Source organism: Amycolatopsis aidingensis, from assembly GCF_018885265.1.
In the GTDB taxonomy this organism is placed as follows: Bacteria; Actinomycetota; Actinomycetes; order Mycobacteriales; family Pseudonocardiaceae; genus Amycolatopsis; species Amycolatopsis aidingensis.
The window spans coordinates 6,660,664-6,677,860 of sequence record NZ_CP076538.1 but is presented as its reverse complement, the minus strand read 5'-3'; the positions used below and the strand labels follow the sequence as shown (position 1 = coordinate 6,677,860).

15 protein-coding genes are annotated in these 17,197 nt (G+C 68.6%); 7 read left to right on the top strand and 8 right to left on the bottom strand.

The features are described 5' to 3' along the window. Window positions 1-7 precede the first annotated feature (7 nt). Both KOI47_RS30490 and KOI47_RS30485 read right to left on the bottom strand, forming a co-directional pair. Window positions 8-376, bottom strand: coding sequence for a hypothetical protein (locus KOI47_RS30490; RefSeq protein ID WP_216210286.1), 369 nt, complete (start codon window positions 374-376; stop codon window positions 8-10). Window positions 377-528: 152 nt separating this feature from the next. Then, window positions 529-1,278: a S1 family peptidase gene (locus KOI47_RS30485; RefSeq protein WP_216210283.1), complete on the bottom strand. Its 750-nt coding sequence runs from the start codon at window positions 1,276-1,278 to the stop codon at window positions 529-531. A gap of 203 nt (window positions 1,279-1,481) precedes the next feature. Between KOI47_RS30485 and trpS the strand changes: the two genes are divergently transcribed. After that, a complete protein-coding gene (gene trpS, locus KOI47_RS30480) occupies window positions 1,482-2,534 on the top strand; it encodes a tryptophan--tRNA ligase (protein WP_232376357.1) in 1,053 nt (350 codons plus the stop codon). A gap of 2 nt (window positions 2,535-2,536) precedes the next feature. On the opposite strand, the gene KOI47_RS30475 is transcribed toward trpS, so the two are convergent. Further along, the gene (locus KOI47_RS30475) at window positions 2,537-3,217 is read right to left on the bottom strand and encodes a peptidylprolyl isomerase (RefSeq protein ID WP_216217664.1); all 681 of its coding nucleotides are present in this window, start codon (window positions 3,215-3,217) and stop codon (window positions 2,537-2,539) included. Window positions 3,218-3,386: 169 nt separating this feature from the next. On the opposite strand from KOI47_RS30475, the gene yhjD reads away from it, so the two are divergent. Together yhjD and KOI47_RS30465 are read left to right on the top strand one after the other, a co-directional pair. Beyond that, window positions 3,387-4,397 carry an inner membrane protein YhjD gene (yhjD, locus tag KOI47_RS30470; protein ID WP_216210279.1) on the top strand — a complete coding sequence of 337 codons (1,011 nt, stop codon included), beginning with the start codon at window positions 3,387-3,389 and terminating at the stop codon, window positions 4,395-4,397. Between the two features lie 48 nt (window positions 4,398-4,445). Next, entirely contained in the window at window positions 4,446-5,801 is a 1,356-nt protein-coding gene (locus tag KOI47_RS30465) for an MFS transporter (RefSeq protein WP_408629961.1), read from the top strand. Here KOI47_RS30465 and KOI47_RS30460 read toward each other — a convergent pair. Continuing rightward, window positions 5,761-6,993, bottom strand: coding sequence for a D-alanyl-D-alanine carboxypeptidase family protein (locus tag KOI47_RS30460; RefSeq protein ID WP_408629865.1), 1,233 nt, complete (start codon window positions 6,991-6,993; stop codon window positions 5,761-5,763). The two genes, KOI47_RS30465 and KOI47_RS30460, sit on opposite strands and share 41 nt — an antisense overlap. Window positions 6,994-7,034: 41 nt before the next feature. On the opposite strand from KOI47_RS30460, the gene KOI47_RS30455 reads away from it, so the two are divergent. The 3 genes from KOI47_RS30455 to KOI47_RS30445 all read left to right on the top strand — a co-directional run bounded on the left by KOI47_RS30455 (window position 7,035) and on the right by KOI47_RS30445 (window position 11,331). After that, entirely contained in the window at window positions 7,035-7,277 is a 243-nt protein-coding gene (locus KOI47_RS30455) for an SCO4848 family membrane protein (RefSeq protein ID WP_216210275.1), read from the top strand. A 78-nt stretch (window positions 7,278-7,355) separates the two neighbouring features. Then, a complete protein-coding gene (locus tag KOI47_RS30450; RefSeq protein ID WP_216210273.1) occupies window positions 7,356-8,789 on the top strand; it encodes a S8 family peptidase in 1,434 nt (477 codons plus the stop codon). Between the two features lie 286 nt (window positions 8,790-9,075). After that, window positions 9,076-11,331: a PQQ-dependent sugar dehydrogenase gene (locus KOI47_RS30445; RefSeq protein ID WP_216210272.1), complete on the top strand. Its 2,256-nt coding sequence runs from the start codon at window positions 9,076-9,078 to the stop codon at window positions 11,329-11,331. A 90-nt stretch (window positions 11,332-11,421) separates the two neighbouring features. Here KOI47_RS30445 and KOI47_RS30440 read toward each other — a convergent pair whose 3' ends face one another. Continuing rightward, window positions 11,422-12,858, bottom strand: coding sequence for a hypothetical protein (locus tag KOI47_RS30440; RefSeq protein WP_216210270.1), 1,437 nt, complete (start codon window positions 12,856-12,858; stop codon window positions 11,422-11,424). A gap of 4 nt (window positions 12,859-12,862) precedes the next feature. Further along, window positions 12,863-14,128 carry a KGGVGR-motif variant AAA ATPase gene (locus tag KOI47_RS30435; protein WP_216210268.1) on the bottom strand — a complete coding sequence of 422 codons (1,266 nt, stop codon included), beginning with the start codon at window positions 14,126-14,128 and terminating at the stop codon, window positions 12,863-12,865. 260 nt (window positions 14,129-14,388) lie between these two features. Here KOI47_RS30435 and KOI47_RS30430 point away from each other — a divergent pair, with 260 nt between their 5' ends. After that, window positions 14,389-14,592, top strand: coding sequence for a hypothetical protein (locus tag KOI47_RS30430; protein WP_216210266.1), 204 nt, complete (start codon window positions 14,389-14,391; stop codon window positions 14,590-14,592). A gap of 15 nt (window positions 14,593-14,607) precedes the next feature. Here the strand turns inward: KOI47_RS30430 and KOI47_RS30425 are convergent, their stop codons facing one another. Continuing rightward, window positions 14,608-15,396, bottom strand: a complete 789-nt coding sequence (locus KOI47_RS30425; protein ID WP_216210264.1) for a succinate dehydrogenase iron-sulfur subunit — start codon at window positions 15,394-15,396, stop codon at window positions 14,608-14,610. After that, window positions 15,396-17,183, bottom strand: a complete 1,788-nt coding sequence (gene sdhA / locus KOI47_RS30420; protein ID WP_216210262.1) for a succinate dehydrogenase flavoprotein subunit — start codon at window positions 17,181-17,183, stop codon at window positions 15,396-15,398. The genes KOI47_RS30425 and sdhA overlap by 1 nt, the downstream gene beginning before the upstream one ends. Window positions 17,184-17,197 lie beyond the last annotated feature (14 nt).

Sequence of the window (17,197 nt, the reverse complement as noted above, 5' to 3'; positions counted from 1 at the left end):
GCCGCGCTCAGGGCAGTTCCGGCCAGCTGAGGGTGGCCAGGGTGCGGGCGTGTGCGCAGGTCTGCTCGTCCGCTTCGCCCTCCTGCTGGTAGACCGTGAGCTCCGCGGTCTCGGCCTGCCCGTCCTCCCCGGTGGCGGGCAGGCCGGTGCGGTCGAAGGTCAGGCTCACCGTGCCGCGCCGGCATCTGTGCCCGTGGACGCTCGGTTCCAGCTCGCGGTCGGCACCGGGCACGGCGGCCACCTCGGGGATGTCCAGCAGCGGGCAGGGGTCCAGCCTGCCGAGCGAGTTCTCCGCGAAACTCAGCCGCCCGACCCGTCGCTCGGTGATCGCGGAGACCACCCCGGAAACCGCCGCCTCGGCAACCGCACGTCGCACCTGCGGCGGCGAGGTGGGTGGTCCGCACGCAGGTGTCATCGCTACCGGAGGCGAGCACGTCAAACACTGAGACGGGGGTCACCCCGACATGACTCGGTGCGGCGTGCCTAGCAGGGGTTGGCACGCCGCACCGAGTGGGGCGGATCGCGGAACTAGCGAGTGTTGCGCGCGATCCAGTTGGCGAAGTAGGACACGTCCACGTAGATCGACGGCCCGGTGGCGCAGGTCGGGTCGCCGTTACCGGAACGGCTGGTGGCGCCGATCAGCTGCCAGGTCCCGTTCACCCGCTTGATCTGCGGGCCGCCGGAGTCCCCGTAGCAGGCACCCTTGTTGCCGTCCGGGTTGTTGGTGCAGATCTCGGCGGCACCGTTGATGCCGCGGCAGCTGCGGTCGGACACGATCGAGGTGTCCAGCTCCTGCAGGGTGACCGGGGCGCCACAGCCCCCGCGCGGGGCGCAGGTCTGGCCCCAGCCGATGATCCGGGTCGCGGTGCCGACCGAACCGGAGCTCTGCGCGATCTGGATCGGCTGCTGCCGGACCGAGCTGGACAGCCGCAGCAGCGCGAGGTCGATCGAGGGGTGTGCGATGCGCTCGGCGACCCTGGCGACGCTGCCGCCACTGGTCCGGTTCGTCGTGCCGACGCGGACCTGCGCTGGCTGGCCACAGTGCCTGGCCGTGACCACCCAGTTCGGCTTGATCAGGGAGCCACCACAACTGTGGCTACCCCAGTAGGACTGCAGCGAAGCCATGAACGAGTAGGTCTGGGTCGCGTCGTGACCGCCGACGATGAACGGCTCGACGCCGGTCGTCTCCGTCGCCGCCGCGGTGGTGGGAACCGCCACCGCGGACAGCGCGGTGGCCGCCGCGACGAACAGGCCGGAGAGCAGGGACCGTGCCTTCATGAGTTCTCCTTCACTTGAGCGCGGAAAGAGCGAGCCGGCTCGAGGAGAACGGTAAGTAACTGGCCGGGCGCGCAGAACCTTCGTAAGTAGGGCACGCGCACCCATGCCTACTTTCGTCTCAGTACTTTGGTACTGGTGCTTTCGGGCCGGGCCGCCACGGAGGCCGGTGACCAGGGCCCGCGGGGATGCGGGACAATCCTGATGTGTCCGAAGCAAGCGTGTCCGAAGCAGCAGCCTCGCCGGCCAGGGGCGGCAAGCCCCGCGTGCTGTCCGGGATCCAGCCCACCGCCGACTCCTTCCACCTCGGCAACTACCTCGGTGCCCTGCGGCAGTGGGTCCGGCTGCAGGACACGCACGAGACCTTCTACTGCGTTGTGGACCTGCACGCGATCACCGTGGAGCACGACCCCGCGCTGTTGCTGGAGCGCACCCGGCGCTCGGCCGCGCAGCTGCTGGCGATCGGGCTCGACCCGGAGCAGGGCGCGCTGTTCGTGCAGAGCCAGGTGCCCGAGCACGCGCAGCTGAGCTGGGTGCTGGAGTGCCAGACCGGGTTCGGCGAGGCGAGCCGGATGACCCAGTTCAAGGACAAGGCCGCCAAGCAGGGCACCGACCGGGCCAGTGTCGGCCTGTTCACCTACCCGGTGCTGCAGGCCGCGGACATCCTGCTGTACCAGGCGAACGCGGTGCCGGTCGGGGAGGACCAGCGGCAGCACCTCGAGCTGTCCCGCAACCTCGCGCAGCGGTTCAACAACCGGTTCGGCCCCACCTTCACCGTGCCCGAGCCGCATATCGTGACCGACACCGCGAAGATCTACGACCTGCAGGACCCCACCGCGAAGATGAGCAAGTCGGCCTCCTCGGCCAACGGGCTGATCGAGCTGATGGAGGACCCGAAGCGGTCGGCGAAGAAGGTCCGCTCCGCGGTGACCGACACCGGCAGGGAGATCGTCTACGACCCCGAGGGAAAGCCAGGGGTCTCCAACCTGCTCACCATCTACTCGGCACTCACCGACCGCCCGGTCGCCGAGCTGGAGACCGCCTACGACGGCAAGGGCTACGGCGACCTGAAGAAGGACGTCGCGGCGGTGCTCGTCGACTTCGTCGAGCCGTTCCAGCAGCGGGTCCGGTCTTATCTGGACGATGTCGCCGAGCTGGACAAGCTGCTCACCCGGGGGGCCGAGCGGGCCCGCGATGTGGCCTCGGCGACCCTGTCCGAGGTGTACCGCCGGATCGGTTTCCTCCAGCCAGCCCGTTAGTGTTAGAACCAGCGCACGGCGCAGCGGATCTTCGGTTCGGCGGCCGGCCTGCCGTCCACCGGGTCCGGATCGTCCGGGGTGGGCACGACCCCTTTCGCCGCAACGCGGTCCAAGGTGGACAGTCCGCTCCAGGTGGTGCGGCCGAACACGGTGTAGTTCGGCCGCAGCGCGGAGTCGCCGTATACCAGGAAGAACTGGCTGCCATTGGTGTCCGGACCGGCGTTGGCCATGGCCAGGGTGGCGCGTGCGTACAGCTTCGCCTGCCCCGTCTCGTCGCCGGGCCACGGCGGCAGGTCGGTGGGCAGCTCGTCCGGGTAGCGGTAGCCGGGCCCGCCCTCGCCGGTGCCGCCCGGGTCACCGCACTGCAGCACCTTCAGCGTGTCGTATGCGGTCAGCCGATGGCAGACCGTGCGGTCGTAGAACCCGTGCCGCACCAGATGCAGGAAGCTCTTGACGGTGCACGGTGCCTTGGCCCGGTCCAGTACCAGCGGGACCCGGCCCAGGTTGGTGCGCAGGGTCACCAGCGCGAACCCGGTGTCCCGTGGTTCGCGCGAGTCCGGCGGCAACGGCACCGGCCGCGCGGGCGGATCGTCCGGGGTCTCGGTGTAGCCGCAGGGACCGGGGCCTGCCATTGCGGGCTCGGCCGTCGCGGTGCCGCCGGCACCGAGCAGCGCGGCGATCATGGCGAGCGTCGCGGCGCCGGCGGGAAGGTAGCGGCGTCGTCCGGGCACGGTGGGCTCCCTTCGGCTGCGAGCGCCCCAGTCAACCAGCGCGCGCACCGGTGTGGACACCTGCGGAGGTAGGAACCTCGCCCGCGTTGCGGGGTGTGGCCCGCCTGGTTAGCGTCTGTCCGTGCCAGCGGAAGAAGCCCAGCAAGAGAAGCTGATCCCCCGCCTGCGGCGGAAGTACCCGGCACTGGACCACCTGGTCCGGGCCAAGGACGCGTTCAACGAGCGGTACGGCAACCACTATGCCGCGGCGATCACCTACTTCAGCGTGCTCTCCCTGTTCCCGCTGCTGATGGTCGGGTTCTCCGTGGTGGGCCTGGTCGTCGCCGGCGACAAGGCGGTGCTGAACGACCTGCGCGCCCGTATCACCGAGGCGGCGCCATCGGGCCTCGGCAACCTGCTCAGCGATATCGTCGAGTACGCGCTGGACGCGCGCGGCGGGGTGCTCAGCTTCGGCCTGGTGGTGGCGTTGTACTCCGGCATCGGCTGGATGAGCAACCTGCGCGATGCACTGACCGCGCAGTGGGGCCAGGAGAAGAAGCCGCTACCACTGGTGTCCACCAAGCTCAAGGACCTGGTGGCGCTGGCCGGTCTCGGCGCGGCGCTGCTGGTGTCCTTCGCGCTCACCGCGCTGGGCGGCAGCCTTGGCAAGTTCCTGCTCGACCTGGCCGGGCTGGACGACGTGGGCTGGGCCCGGCTGCTGCTGAAGCTGGCCACCATCGTGTTGTCCCTGGCTGCCAACGTGCTGGTCTTCCTCTGGGTGATCGCGCGACTACCCCGGCAGCGGGTCGGGCTGCGCAGCGCCGTGCGTGGCGCGATCATCGCCGCCCTCGGCTTCGAGGTGCTCAAGCAGGTCACCGCGATCTACCTCGGGCTGGTCTCCGAGTCGCCTGTCACCGTACTGTTCGGGCCGATCATCGGCCTGATGTTCTTCGCCAACCTCGTCTCCCGGTTCCTGCTGCTGGTCACCGCGTGGACGGCGACGGCACGGGAGAACATCGTGCACACCGTGGAACCGCCGCCGCCAGCGGTGATCCGGCCGCAGGTACGGGTGCGGCGCGGCCCCGGCGCCGGAGCGGCGGCCGGGGCCTTCGGGCTCGGCGCGCTGCTCGGCTGGCTGGCCCGTCGGCGCTGAGCGCGGCGCCAGCCGATGCGCATATGCTCGCGGTGACGCATTGGGGGCATAGTGACGGAAAAGGTTACGCACGGTGACGCCGCGACCCGGCGGTTGCCGCGCGAGATCTGGGTACTTGTCGGTGCGAGCTTCCTGATCGCCATCGGGTACGGGCTGATCGCGCCCGCGCTGCCGAGCTTCGCCACCAGCTTCGACGTCGGTGTGACCGCGGCCTCGGTGGTGGTGAGCGCGTTCGCCTTCGTCCGGCTGGCCTTCGCCCCGGTGAGCGGGCGGCTGGTGACCAGGTTCGGCGAGCGCCCGACCTACCTGGTCGGGCTGCTGATCGTGGCGGCGGGCACGATCGCCTGCGCCTTCGCGGCCGAGTACTGGCAGTTGCTGCTGTTCCGCTCGCTGAGCGGGGTCGGCTCGACCATGTTCACCGTCTCCGCGATCGGGTTGCTGATCCGTATCTCACCCCCGCACCTGCGCGGGCGGGCATCCGGGCTGTGGGGCACGAGTTTCCTGCTCGGCGGGATCGCGGGCCCGATCATCGGCAGCGGGCTGGTCGTGGTGTCCCTGCGGGCGCCGTTCCTCGCCTACGGGGTGGCGCTGCTGCTCACCACCGGGCTGGTCTGGTGGCAGCTACGCGACTCCGCGCTCGCCGGGCGGGCCGACTCCGATGGCGAGCCGGTGCTGAGCCTGCGCGCGGCGCTGCGGCACCGCACCTACCGGGCCGCGCTGGCCTCGAACTTCGCCAACGGCTGGGTGGTTTTCGGCATCCGGATGTCCCTGGTGCCGCTGTTCGTGACCGCGGTGCTTGCCAAGGGGGAGGAGTTCACCGGGATCGTGCTTTCGGTGTTCGCCGCGGCCAACGCGCTGGTGCTGCTGGTGTCCGGCCGGTTCGCCGACACCAAGGGACGCAAGCCGCCTGCCCTCCTCGGGCTCGCCCTGCTCGGGGTGGGCACGGTGCTGCTCGGCCAGTCCGGTGAGGCCTGGCTGTTCCTGGCGGGCGCGGTGATCGCCGGGCTCGGCTCCGGGACGCTGAACCCGGCGCAGAACGCCGCGGTGGCCGACGTGCTGGGGTCCAAGGCGCGCGGCGGCAGCGTGCTGGCCGGGTTCCAGATGGCAGCCGATGTGGGTGCCGTGCTCGGCCCGCTGGTGGCGGGCGCCATCGCCGAGCAGTCCTCCTACGGCCTGGCCTTCCTGGTCACCGGCGGGATCGCCGCGGCGGCGCTGGTGGCCTGGTGGCTGGCGAGCGAGACGTTGCCAGCCGGGGAGCCCGAGGAGCACGCGGCCCAGGACGCCGCCTCCGGGGACTGCCGCGACCTGGACTGCCGCAACTCGCCGAGCGGAAGCTCGCTGCGGATGACCGAGGAGCAGGAGGCTACTGGCCCTCGGCCTGGCGACGGCGGTGCACGAGGATGACGCCGCCGATGGACAGCACCGCGGCGATCAGGGTGATCACCCAGCCGGTGACGCCGAACGGGTCCTCCGGCGTGGACGAGCTGGCCAGCCCGGCCTCCTCGTCTCCTTCGGGGGCCGGGGTGGCCCGCTCGCTGGTGGGTTCGGTGTAGAAGATCCGGCCGACCGGCTCCGCCCCGGTCGCCGCCACCCGGAAGCCGTAGTCGAGCAGCTCGGCCGCCTGTTCGGACAACCGGGTCGGGCGTTGCTCACCGCGCAGCAGCACCACCGCCAGCCGCCTGCCGTCCCGCTGCGCCGCGCCGACGTAGGTATGCCGGGCGTCGTCGGTGAACCCGGTCTTGCCGCCGAGGAAACCCGGATAGTCGCTGAGCAGCCGGTTGTCGTTGTAGATCGGGAAGGCGGGTTCGCCGTTCCCGCCGGGGAACTCGATCGTCCTGGTGCCGACCGCCGCGGCGAACTCGGGTTGCCGCATGGCGTAGTTGAAGATCAGGCTCAGGTCGTAGGCCGAGCTCATCATTCCCGGCCCGTCCAAACCGGACGGTGTGGCGGCGTGGGTGTCCCTGGCGCCGAGCTGCTCGGCGAGCGCGTTCATCTTCGCCACCGCGGCCGGCACCCCGCCCAGTGCGGTGGCGAAGGCGTGCGCGACGTCGTTACCGGAGCGCATCAGCAGCCCGTGCAGCAGATCGTCCACGGTGTACGAACTGCCTGCCTTGATGCCGACGCAGGTGCACTCCTGCTCGGCGTCCGTTGTGGTCGGAGTGATCCGCTCGTCGGTGTCCATCTCATCGAGCACCACCAGCGCCAGCAGCACCTTGATCAGCGAGGCGGGGCGGTAGCGCCCGTGCGGGTTCTTCGCCACCAGCACATCGCCGGTGTCCAGGTCGTGCAGCATCCAGGAGTGCGCCGTGGTGCCCGCGGGTGGGTTCAGGATGTCCGGCGGGAGCACCAGCCCGCATTCGGCCATCCGCTCACCACCCGCGGCGCGGTCAGGGACCGGCGGCGGCTCGGGGGACTCCTGGCCGGGCGGCGGCCGCTCCGAGGTGTCCACCGGGGGCGGCGGCAGCAACCGGTTCGGGCAGTCCTCGTCCGCGGCGGCCGCCGTGCCGGGCTGCGCGTACGCCACGGGCGCCAGCACCAGCATGGACAGCACGGTGGCGAGCAGGAGCCGGAGTGAGCGAGTGGGGCGGGTGTGCACCCGTGCAGGCTAACCGCCACCCCGGCGGCATACTGCGGGGCATGCGCATGTCGCGGGCTACGTCGCTCTTTCTAATGATCTTCGGCATCTGGTCCTGGGTCATCTGGATCACCTTCGCGCGCAACCTCATGGCCAGTGACGACGCCTGGCGTCCGGACGGCTCTCCCACCTCATTCTTCGTGGTGCACGCGGTACTGGCGGTGGTCTCCTTCGGGCTCGGAACCGCCATCGGGGTGATCGGCTGGCGCGGCTGGCGGGCCGCTCGCCGTGACCCGAACCGGTGATTGCTCCGGATGGCGGGCGCCGCGCCGGTGATCAACTGCCTAACGTGCACCCTGCCTGATACTGCACTGGAGGTGGGAATGTCCCGATCCCGACGTTGGCTGCTACCCGCGGCCACGACGCTCGCGCTGGGTGCGACCGGCATCCTGGCGCCGGCCGCGAATGCCGAACCGGCCGCGGCCACAGACTGTGACTCGACCGGTCCGGAGTACGGCTACGTGGTGCTCTACGACCCGCACACCCCGCGGCACCGGGTGGAGCGGGAGCTGCGGGCCGAATGCGGCGACCCGGTCGCCTACTACCGGGAGATCGGCGTCGCGGTGGCGAACTCGAGCGATCCCGGATTCGCCGAGCGCATCGGCGTGTTCCGTGCCTACTCGGGCAGCAGGGAGATCGCCGAGCCGCCGGAGAGCGATGCCGCAAGGGCCAGGGCACAGGCCCGCGCGGCCAAGGACGAGAAGCTGGAACGCACCACCGGGGTGATGTCCGGCAGCGAGGACCTCAGCGCCCTGCAGTGGGACATGCGGGCGATCAAGGCACCGCAGGCCAACCGGATCGACGAGGGCAGCCGCTCGGTCACCGTGGGTGTGGTCGACTCGGGTATCGAGCCGACGCATCCCGCGCTGGAGCACGCCATCGACCCCGGGGCCTCGGCAGGCTGCCTGACCGGCGCCCCGGACACCGGCGCGCAGGCCTGGGCGCCGACGACCTCCGACCACGGCACGCATGTCGCGGGCACCATCGCGGGCAAGGACCCCGCCGCCGGTTTCACCGGCGTGGCGCCGGGGGTGCGGCTGGCCTCGGTGAAGGTGGTCAACGACCAGGGCCTGATCTACCCGGAGGCCGCGGTGTGCGGCCTGATGTGGTCGGCGAAGCACCGGTTCGAGGTGGCCAACCACAGCTACTACACCGACCCCGGCATGTTCTACTGCCCGAAGCAGCCGGGGGACGCCGCGGCCTTCGAGGCGGTGCGGCGCGCGGTGCAGTACTCGACCCGGCGCGGGGTGCTCAACGTGGCCGCCGCGGGCAACAGCGGGTTCAACATCCCGGAGCAGACCACCGACCCGAACCGGCCGCATCCGGTGAACCCCGACTGCGCGATCCTGCCCGGCGGGGTCGACGACGTGGTGACCGTGTCCGCGACCGGCTACCACGACACCAAGGCGTTCTACAGCAACTACGGCAGGAACGCGATCGAGGTGACCGCCCCCGGCGGCGACCCCACCCAGGTGCCGCCAGCGGACGAAGGCCCCGCCTGCCCGCTGTCCGCGGTGTTCGACGGTAAGTACGGCAGCAAGTGCGGTACCTCGATGGCCTCCCCGCACGCGGCCGGGGTGGTCGCGCTGCTGGCAGGCAAGTACCGGCACGCCCCGCCGTGGGCACTGGCCGCGCTGCTCGGGTTCAAGGCCGCGGATCCGGTTCCCTGCGGGGAAGCCGCGGACTGCGAAGGTCCGAAGTGGAACAACTCCTTCTACGGCAGGGGAATGGTGAACGCGTTGCGTGCCGTTCGCTGAACCTCCTGAATAACTGACCGCACGCGGGCACGGCAAAATCCTTGCTGTGCCCGCGTTTTTGCGCCTGCGGAGCGGACCAGACCGTTGCGCCGGTTCCCTTTCCGCGCTGCGCCGTTCGGCCCTATTCGGGTCACGGTTGCGAAACGCGGGCGGCTGCGGCAGTAACGCGGGTGCGCATTCTCCCGCTGGTGGGGTGCAGAAACGCTCACCTCGGTGAGCGGTCCCCACGGGTGATCGGGAGGTTCACATGGGCTGGAGTGCGCGAAGAACGAGACCTCGCAGGTTATTGGCGGCCTCGCTGGCCGGGACGCTGGCCGCGGTCGGGCTGGTCGCGTTGCCTGCGACGCAGGCGGCGGCCGCGGTGCCGGACGGGTTCGAGGACACGGTGGCGATCTCCGGACTCAGCTCACCGACGGCGGCCGCCTTCGCCCCGGACGGGCGGGTGTTCGTCGCGGAGAAGAGCGGCATCGTCAAGGTCTTCGACTCAGCTGCCGATCCGAGCGCCACGGTGTTCGCCGACCTGCGCACGCAGACGCAGAACTTCTGGGATCGCGGGTTGCTCGGACTTGCCGTGGACCCGCAGTTCCCGCAGCGGCCCTATGTGTACGTCAGCTATACCTACGACGCCGAACCCGGTGGCACCCCGCCACGCTGGGGTGACCAGTGCCCGTCCCCGCCGGGCGCCACCGACGAGGGCTGCGTGGTCACCGGCAGGGTGTCCAAGCTGACCATGGGCTCCGGTGGCACCGCGACCGCCGAGCAGCCGCTGCTCACCGGGTGGTGCCAGCAGTACCCCAGCCACTCCATCGGCACGGTGACCTTCGGCCCGGACGGCGCGCTGTACGTCGGCGGCGGGGACGGGGCGAGCTTCAACTTCGCCGACTACGGGCAGGTCGGTAATCCCTGCGCGGACCCGCCGGAACCCGCGGGCACCGACCTCTCCCCGCCGGACGCCGAGGGCGGCGCGCTGCGCTCGCAGTCGCCGAACCGGCCCGCCGGGCAGCCGGTGGTGCTGAACGGCGCGATCCTGCGCATCGACCCGGACACCGGCGAGGGACTGCCGGGCAACCCGTTCGCCTCCAGCGGTGACGCCAACGAGCGGCGGATCATCGCCTACGGCATGCGCAACCAGTTCCGGTTCGGCTTCCGGCCGGGGACCAGCGAGATCTGGTCCGGCGATGTCGGCTGGAACGCCTGGGAGGAGATCAACCGGATCGCCGACGCCGGGGACACGGTCGCGGAGAACTTCGGCTGGCCCTGCTACGAGGGTGACGGGCGGCAGCCCGGCTACGACGGGGCGAACCTGAACCGCTGCGAGTCGCTGTACTCCGGCGCCGGCCAGGACGAGCCGTACTTCGCCTACCGGCACAACAGCGCGGTGGTTCCAGGGGACGGCTGCGCGACCGACGGTTCCTCGGTCGCCGGGATCGCCTTCGAGTCCGGCAGCAACTACCCCGCGGCCTACGGCGGCGCGTTGTTCTTCGCCGATTCCTCGCGCGGCTGCATCTGGGCCATGCAGACCGAGAACGGGCAGCCGAGTGCCGCCCGGATCGTGCCGTTCGTGACCGGAGCGAATGTGCCGGTGCAGGTGCTCACCGGGCCCGGCGGCGACCTGTTCTACGTCGCGCTCGGCGCGGGCCAGCTGCGCAGGGTGAGCTACCACTCCGGTAACCAGCCGCCATCGGCCGTCGCCACCGCCACCCCGTCCTCAGGGCCCGCGCCGCTGACCGTCCAGTTCGACGGGACCGGCTCCACCGACCCCGATCCAGGGGACACCCTGAGCTACGCCTGGGACCTGAACGGCGACGGCAGCTACGACGACGCCACCGGGCCCACCGCGAGCCGGACCTATGTGGAGGTCGCGCAGGTGAACGCGGGCCTGCGGGTCACGGACTCCGAGGGCGCGACCGACACCACGACGGTTCCGGTGACCGTGGGCAGCCCGCCGGGGGAGGACCCGGTGCCGGTGATCGACGAGCCGACCGGTGAGCTGAACTGGCGGGTCGGGCAGACCGTGCCGTTCTCCGGCCGCGCGGTGGATCCGCAGGACGGCACGCTCGGGGCCGCGGCGCTGTCCTGGCGGCTGGCGATCCGGCACTGCGAGGAAGGCGGCGGCTGCCATACGCACAACGTGCAGGACTTCACCGGGGTGTCCGCGGGTGACTTCGTGGCGCCGGACCACGAGTACCCCTCGCACCTGCGGTTGACGCTCACCGCCACCGACTCCGACGGCAACACCGGCAGCAGGACGCTGGAGCTGTACCCGCAGACGGTGGAGCTGACCTTCTCCTCGAGTCCCACCGGGGCGATGCTGACCGTGGCGGGAACGGAGCAGCAGGCGCCGTTCAGCCGCACGGTGATCGTCGGCTCGAACAACTCGATCAGCGCGGCCAGCCCGCAGCGGCTCGGCTGGCTGAACATGAAGTACGCCTTCACCGGCTGGTCGGACGGTGGCGCGCGGACGCACAACATCACCGCGCCCGCGCAACCCACCGAGTACCGCGCCAGCTACCGCCTCTGCTGGTTCCTCAACCCCTGCTAGCCAACTGCTGTGAGCGGCCCGTTCCCTGCTTTTTCGCAGCGAACGGGCCACTCACAGCGGTGCGGGGAACTCAGACGCGCTTGATTGCTCTCAACGGCGAACACGGGGGACGCCGCCCTTGCGGCCGAGGTTGAACGCGATCCGGTAGACGTCCGGAAGATCGAGCCGGCCGTCGTTGCGCCGGGTCATCATGCCGAGTTCGATGAGTTCCTTGACCAGACCCTCGTGGGTACTTGCGACCGGGCCAGCGGCCGATTCCTCGTCGTCCTCGTTTCCAACCAGTTCGGCGACTGTGCCACGTGCCCGCCAGGCTTCCAGGACCGCGTCCTGCTCGATCGGAACCTGATTTCCCTTCAACGGCTCGATCGCGTTGGCCACCCAGGGTTGGTCCTCGCGTAGCTCGTCCACCCGAATCTGCGACGCACGCTGTACCCCCTGACGGATCGTGTCCCAGTGTAGTGCGTACTGGTGGTCCTCGTACATACTCGCGCTTTTCGTTGCCGCGGACTGCAGCGCGGCCAGGAAGGTTCTGGGGCTGGTCTGCCCGTTTCCGTCGGCCAGGTGGTTCGGTAACCACGGGTAGGTGTGGCCCTTGCGGTGGTTGTTCCCCATGTACGGACCGGCGATCTCTCTGAAGACTTGTCCTTGGGTCTCTGCAGACCCGACGAGCTCTCGTGGCGGGACGAATCGGTCGTGGGTTTCCTTCCAGCGCCCGGTGTGTTCCCGAAAAAGTTTCGCAACCGACTCGGGGCTATTGCCGAGGTGCTGGAAGAACAGTCCGTACAGGTCTTGCGTGCTCCAGGTCAGGTCGGCGGCGTTAGACGTCAATTTCGACGAGTCCGGAAAATCTTGCGGAGCGCTGGCCAGCATGTCGTGTCGGATAAATACCTTTGCGCGTAGATTGCGAGTATTCAGCCGCAACTGCAGGGCGAATTCCAGTATTCCGCTAACCAGTTTGTCGGCGGTCTCCCGATCGTGGTGAAGGTGCTCCAGTGCATCGAAAAGTAGCAATCTCGTCACCCCGAGACGTTCGGCCTCCGTGTCAACCGAGTCGAGGGCCTGCTCCACCTCTTCGGGGTTCCCCTCCAGCCACCGAAGTCGATCGGTCCAGGTTTCCCTGTCCTTGATCTCCGGTACACCAAAGGCGGTAAGGCCGACAGCGGTCCAGATATCCAGTGGAGACACCCGGTCCTGCAGGAACTTGGCGAGTGTGCGAGGGCCGGGACGTTCACTGCTGCGGCCACGAGTACTGAAGCCGACGAGGGGGTCTATCTGGTGCAGGCGAGGTAGTTGGTACTCCTCTGCGGCCAGCATGCGCAAGTCCTGGTTCAGCAAGGACTGGAACCAGTAGGTCTTACCGACGCCTCGCGCGCCCTTGACGATAGTTGCGTTGGGGTCGAGTGCACTGCGGTGGCTGTCCGGGGTGACCAATGTGCTGCGATCTATGCCCGCTGTGTCGGTATCCACTGAGGACGGCAGGGCGTTCTGGAGTAACTGTCGGTAGTCGGATGCGGAGATGTCGACCATCGGTTCACCCATCCACTATCAATTCGGCCGCCGGGACTACGAAATTTCTAAATGCGGCTGTGACAAGTTCCTGGCTGTGCCAGTTTCGTTGTCGGGTCGGATCCAGTGCTACGAGGTCGGAGTTGAAGAGGATAGATAATGGTGCATGGGGCGCAGTGTCGTCCTCGGTGCTATAGTTGAAGACGTCATATTCGCCAGCGGCGGCATCTTCGTAGAGTGTTTCCGCAAAACACTGCTGAGCATTATCGCGAAACTTTTCTATATACACATAATCGTCTTCCGGTGTCATAGCGGAAACCATTTTCAAGCGCGATCCGAGTTCGCGAGGGTCGTGCAACCTGCCCCATTGTTCGAACAAGGATCGATATCCCAACCAGGTTTGTGGGCTGTCCACGGCGAACAGGAAGCTTAGATCCGCCAGGCTGGTCAGCGCGACGGCGGCGATATCGTGGATTCCGGCCCTGCTGTCCAACAACACGACATCAGGTTTACGGCTGAGTTCGGCGACTTGCCGCTCGCAGGCTTCAACCGCGGCTTCCAGGCGGCTCGCGAAACTCATGTTGGGTAGATCGCTGTAGATCCGGTTGAGCTTCGCAAGGTAGTCGGTGTTGTTCCATCCTGCGGCCGGTGCCAGCCATGCCTCACCGTTGTTCCCGCCTTTGATGAGCTGGCTGCGGCCCACCAGTTCGAGCCCGTCGGCATTGCCGACGGCATGCTCGACAAGGTGGTCGATGATTCCACGTGCGGGTAGGTTGTCGTGATCCTGCGCCAGCGCCCCGAGCCCTGGTGACTCCAGATCCAGGTCAACAGCCAGCACACATTTGCCTTGTCGAGCCAAGTGCCGTGCCAACATGAACGTTGCGGTGGACCGGCCGACTCCGCCCTTGAAGCCATACATTGTGACCCGGTGCGGGGCAGGCCGTTCCGACGCACGGGTCCAATCGGCACCCACCACGGTGCGTTCGAGCACTGCCAGACGGCCACGTGGTTCTTTCCGGTCGTGCTGAATGACGAGGTCCGGAGAGTCAACGATCGCGGATGGATCGAACAGTTCGCTGGTGTGCATGACCGGCGTGTCGGCAGCGAACGCGCCGGTCGCGGACCGCAGCCGTTCGCCGAGGTCGGCTGGCGTGCCCTCGACTTCACCGTCGAGGACCAGCGACACGCGGCCCAGCACATCGCGAACCAGCACGACATCGAAACCTCGGTTACTGATGTCGTGCGCGATCTGCTTGCCCGCTGTCCAGGCGTCTTCGAAACGGATCGTCATCAGCCGACTCCGTGTTCGTGCATGCTGAGGATCTGCCTGGCGCACGTCAGATGGTCGCCGACGCGAGCCGCGTTGATGTGGTCTCCCTTGCTGTATCGCTCGGCGATATGCCAATTCCAGCTCCGGAAGGGATTCGGCCCGCCGATCAACCTGGTAAGGCGTGCTGCTGAACGGCCGTGGGCCAGGTTGGCAAGTTCCGTCCATAATGGGGGCAAGTGTTTGCCGAAGTCGGTGGTCCCGTGCCGTGGCCTCCCATCCCGATGGACGTGGCCGCCAAGGTGGTCGATCAGGATTGCCTTGAGACCGCATTCGGCGGCGTACCCGGCCAGATGGTCGGCGTTCGGGAGCCGTTGCTCGCGGTGCAACAGCTCGGCGTCGATGAAGTGACGCCGAGCCGCGGCCGCAAAATCCGAGGTTACAGGCACCGCACCAGGCTACCGTGGGTCATCCGTCGGGCCTGGTAGGCGCCGCCAGGAGGGTCAGATGCGCTTGAACATGAGGGCGCGCTTGACCTCCTGGATGGCCTTGGTGACCTGGATGCCACGCGGGCAGGCATCGGTGCAGTTGAAGGTCGTCCGGCAGCGCCAGACGCCCTCGGCGTCGTTCAGGATGTCCAGCCGCTCCTCCGAGCCCTCGTCCCGGGAATCGAAGATGAACCGGTGCGCGTTCACGATCGCGGCCGGGCCGAAGTAGGAGCCGTCGCTCCAGTACACCGGGCAGGAGGAGGTGCAGGCGGCGCACAGGATGCACTTGGTGGTGTCGTCGAAGCGCTCCCGGTCGGCCGCCGACTGGATCCGCTCCCGGGTCGGCTCGTTGCCGTAGGCGATCAGGTACGGCTTCACCGCCCGGTACGCCTCGAAGAAAGGCTCCATGTCGACATAGAGATCCTTCATGGTGGGCAGGCCCTTGATCGGCGCCACGGTCACCGTGGTGGGCTTGCCCTCCTTCGCCAGCAGGTCCTTGACCAGCACCTTGCATGCCAACCGGTTGATCCCGTTGATCTGCATGGCGTCCGAGCCGCAGATCCCGTGCGCGCAGGAGCGGCGGAAGGACAGCGTGCCGTCCACATAGCTCTTGATGTTGGTCAGCAGGTTGAGTACCCGGTCGGTCGGCAGCGCCGGAACGTCGTAGGACTCCCAGTGCGGGTCGGTGTCCAGTTCCGGGTTGAACCGCAGGATCTTCACCGTGATGGTGACCGAACCCTCCGGCGCGGGGATCTGCGAGGTGTCGTGCGAACCGGTGGTGGGTTCGGCGGTCGTGGCAGTCATCAGTACTTGCGCTCCATCGGCTCGTACCGGGTGAAGGTCACCGGCTTGTAGTCAAGCCGGATGTCGGCGAGGAATCCGGTCAGGCCCAGCGGGGCGTCCGGGTCCTCCTGCTCGGGCAGCAGCTTGTACGACATCGAGTGCCGCATGAAGTTCACGTCGTCCCGGTTCGGGTAGTCCTCGCGGGCGTGCCCGCCACGGGACTCCTTGCGGGCCAGCGCCGCGGTCACCAGCGCCTCGGCCAGGTCCAGCAGGAAGCCCAGCTCGACCGCCTCCAGCAGGTCGGTGTTGTACCGCATGCCCTTGTCGTGCACGGCGATCCGGCCGTAGCGCTCCTTCAGCGCCTGCACATCGGTCAGCGCCTGCTTGAGGGTGTCCTCGGTGCGGTACACCGCCGCGTTGGTGTCCATGGTCTGCTGCAACGCGGTGCGAATGTCGGCCACCCGCTCCCCACCGTGCGCGGTGCGCAGGTGGTCGACCATGCCCTGCACCATCTTCGCCGGGTTCTCCGGCATCTCGACGAACTCGTGCCCGTTCGCGTACTCCGCGGCGGCGATCCCGGCGCGGCGGCCGAACACGTTGATGTCCAGCAGCGAGTTCGTGCCCAGCCGGTTCGAGCCGTGCACCGAGACGCAGGCGACCTCCCCGGCCGCGTACAGCCCGGGGATCACGTTGTCGTTGTCCCGCAGCGCCTCGCCGTGCACGTTGGTCGGGATCCCGCCCATCGCGTAATGCGCGGTCGGGTACACCGGCACCGGCTCGTGCACCGGGTCCACACCGAGGTACGTCCTGGCGAACTCGGTGATATCCGGCAGCTTCGCCTCCAGCACCTCCTCGCCGAGGTGGGTGCAGTCCAGGTAGACGTAGTCCTTGTCCGGCCCGGCGCCGCGGCCCTCCAGCACCTCCAGCACCATCGAGCGGGCCACGATGTCCCGCGGGGCCAGGTCCTTGATGGTCGGGGCGTACCGCTCCATGAACCGTTCGCCATCGGCGTTGCGCAGGATCGCGCCCTCGCCGCGGGCACCCTCGGTGAGCAGGATGCCCAGCCCGGCCAGCCCGGTCGGGTGGAACTGGTAGAACTCCATGTCCTCCAGCGGCAGGCCCTTGCGGTAGTAGATGCCCATCCCGTCGCCGGTCAGCGTGTGCGCGTTCGAGGTCGTCTTGAACACCTTGCCGAACCCGCCGGTGGCGAACACGATCGACTTGGCCTGGAACACGTGGATCTCACCGGTGGCCAGCTCGTAGGCGATCGCCCCGGAGGCCACGTGCCCGTTCTCGGTCTCGGTGAGCGTGATGTCCAGCACGTAGAACTCGTTGAAGAACTCGATCCCGTGCTTCACGCAGTTCTGGTAGAGGGTCTGCAGGATCATGTGCCCGGTGCGGTCGGCCGCGTAGCAGGCCCTGCGCACGGCCGCCTTGCCGTGATCGCGGGTGTGCCCGCCGAACCGCCGCTGGTCGATCCGGCCCTCCGGGGTCCGGTTGAACGGCAGGCCCATCCGCTCCAGGTCGAGCACCGCGTCGATGGCCTCCTTGGCCATGATCTCGGCGGCGTCCTGGTCGGTGAGGTAGTCGCCACCCTTGACCGTGTCGAAGGTGTGCCACTCCCAGTTGTCCTCTTCGACGTTGGCCAGCGCCGCGCACATGCCGCCCTGCGCGGCCCCGGTGTGCGAGCGGGTCGGATACAGCTTGGTGAGTACGGCGGTGCGGCTGCGCTGGCCCGCCTCGATGGCGGCCCGCATACCCGCACCACCCGCGCCGACGATCACCACGTCGTACTTGTGGAATTGCATGGGTTCTCTCCGTG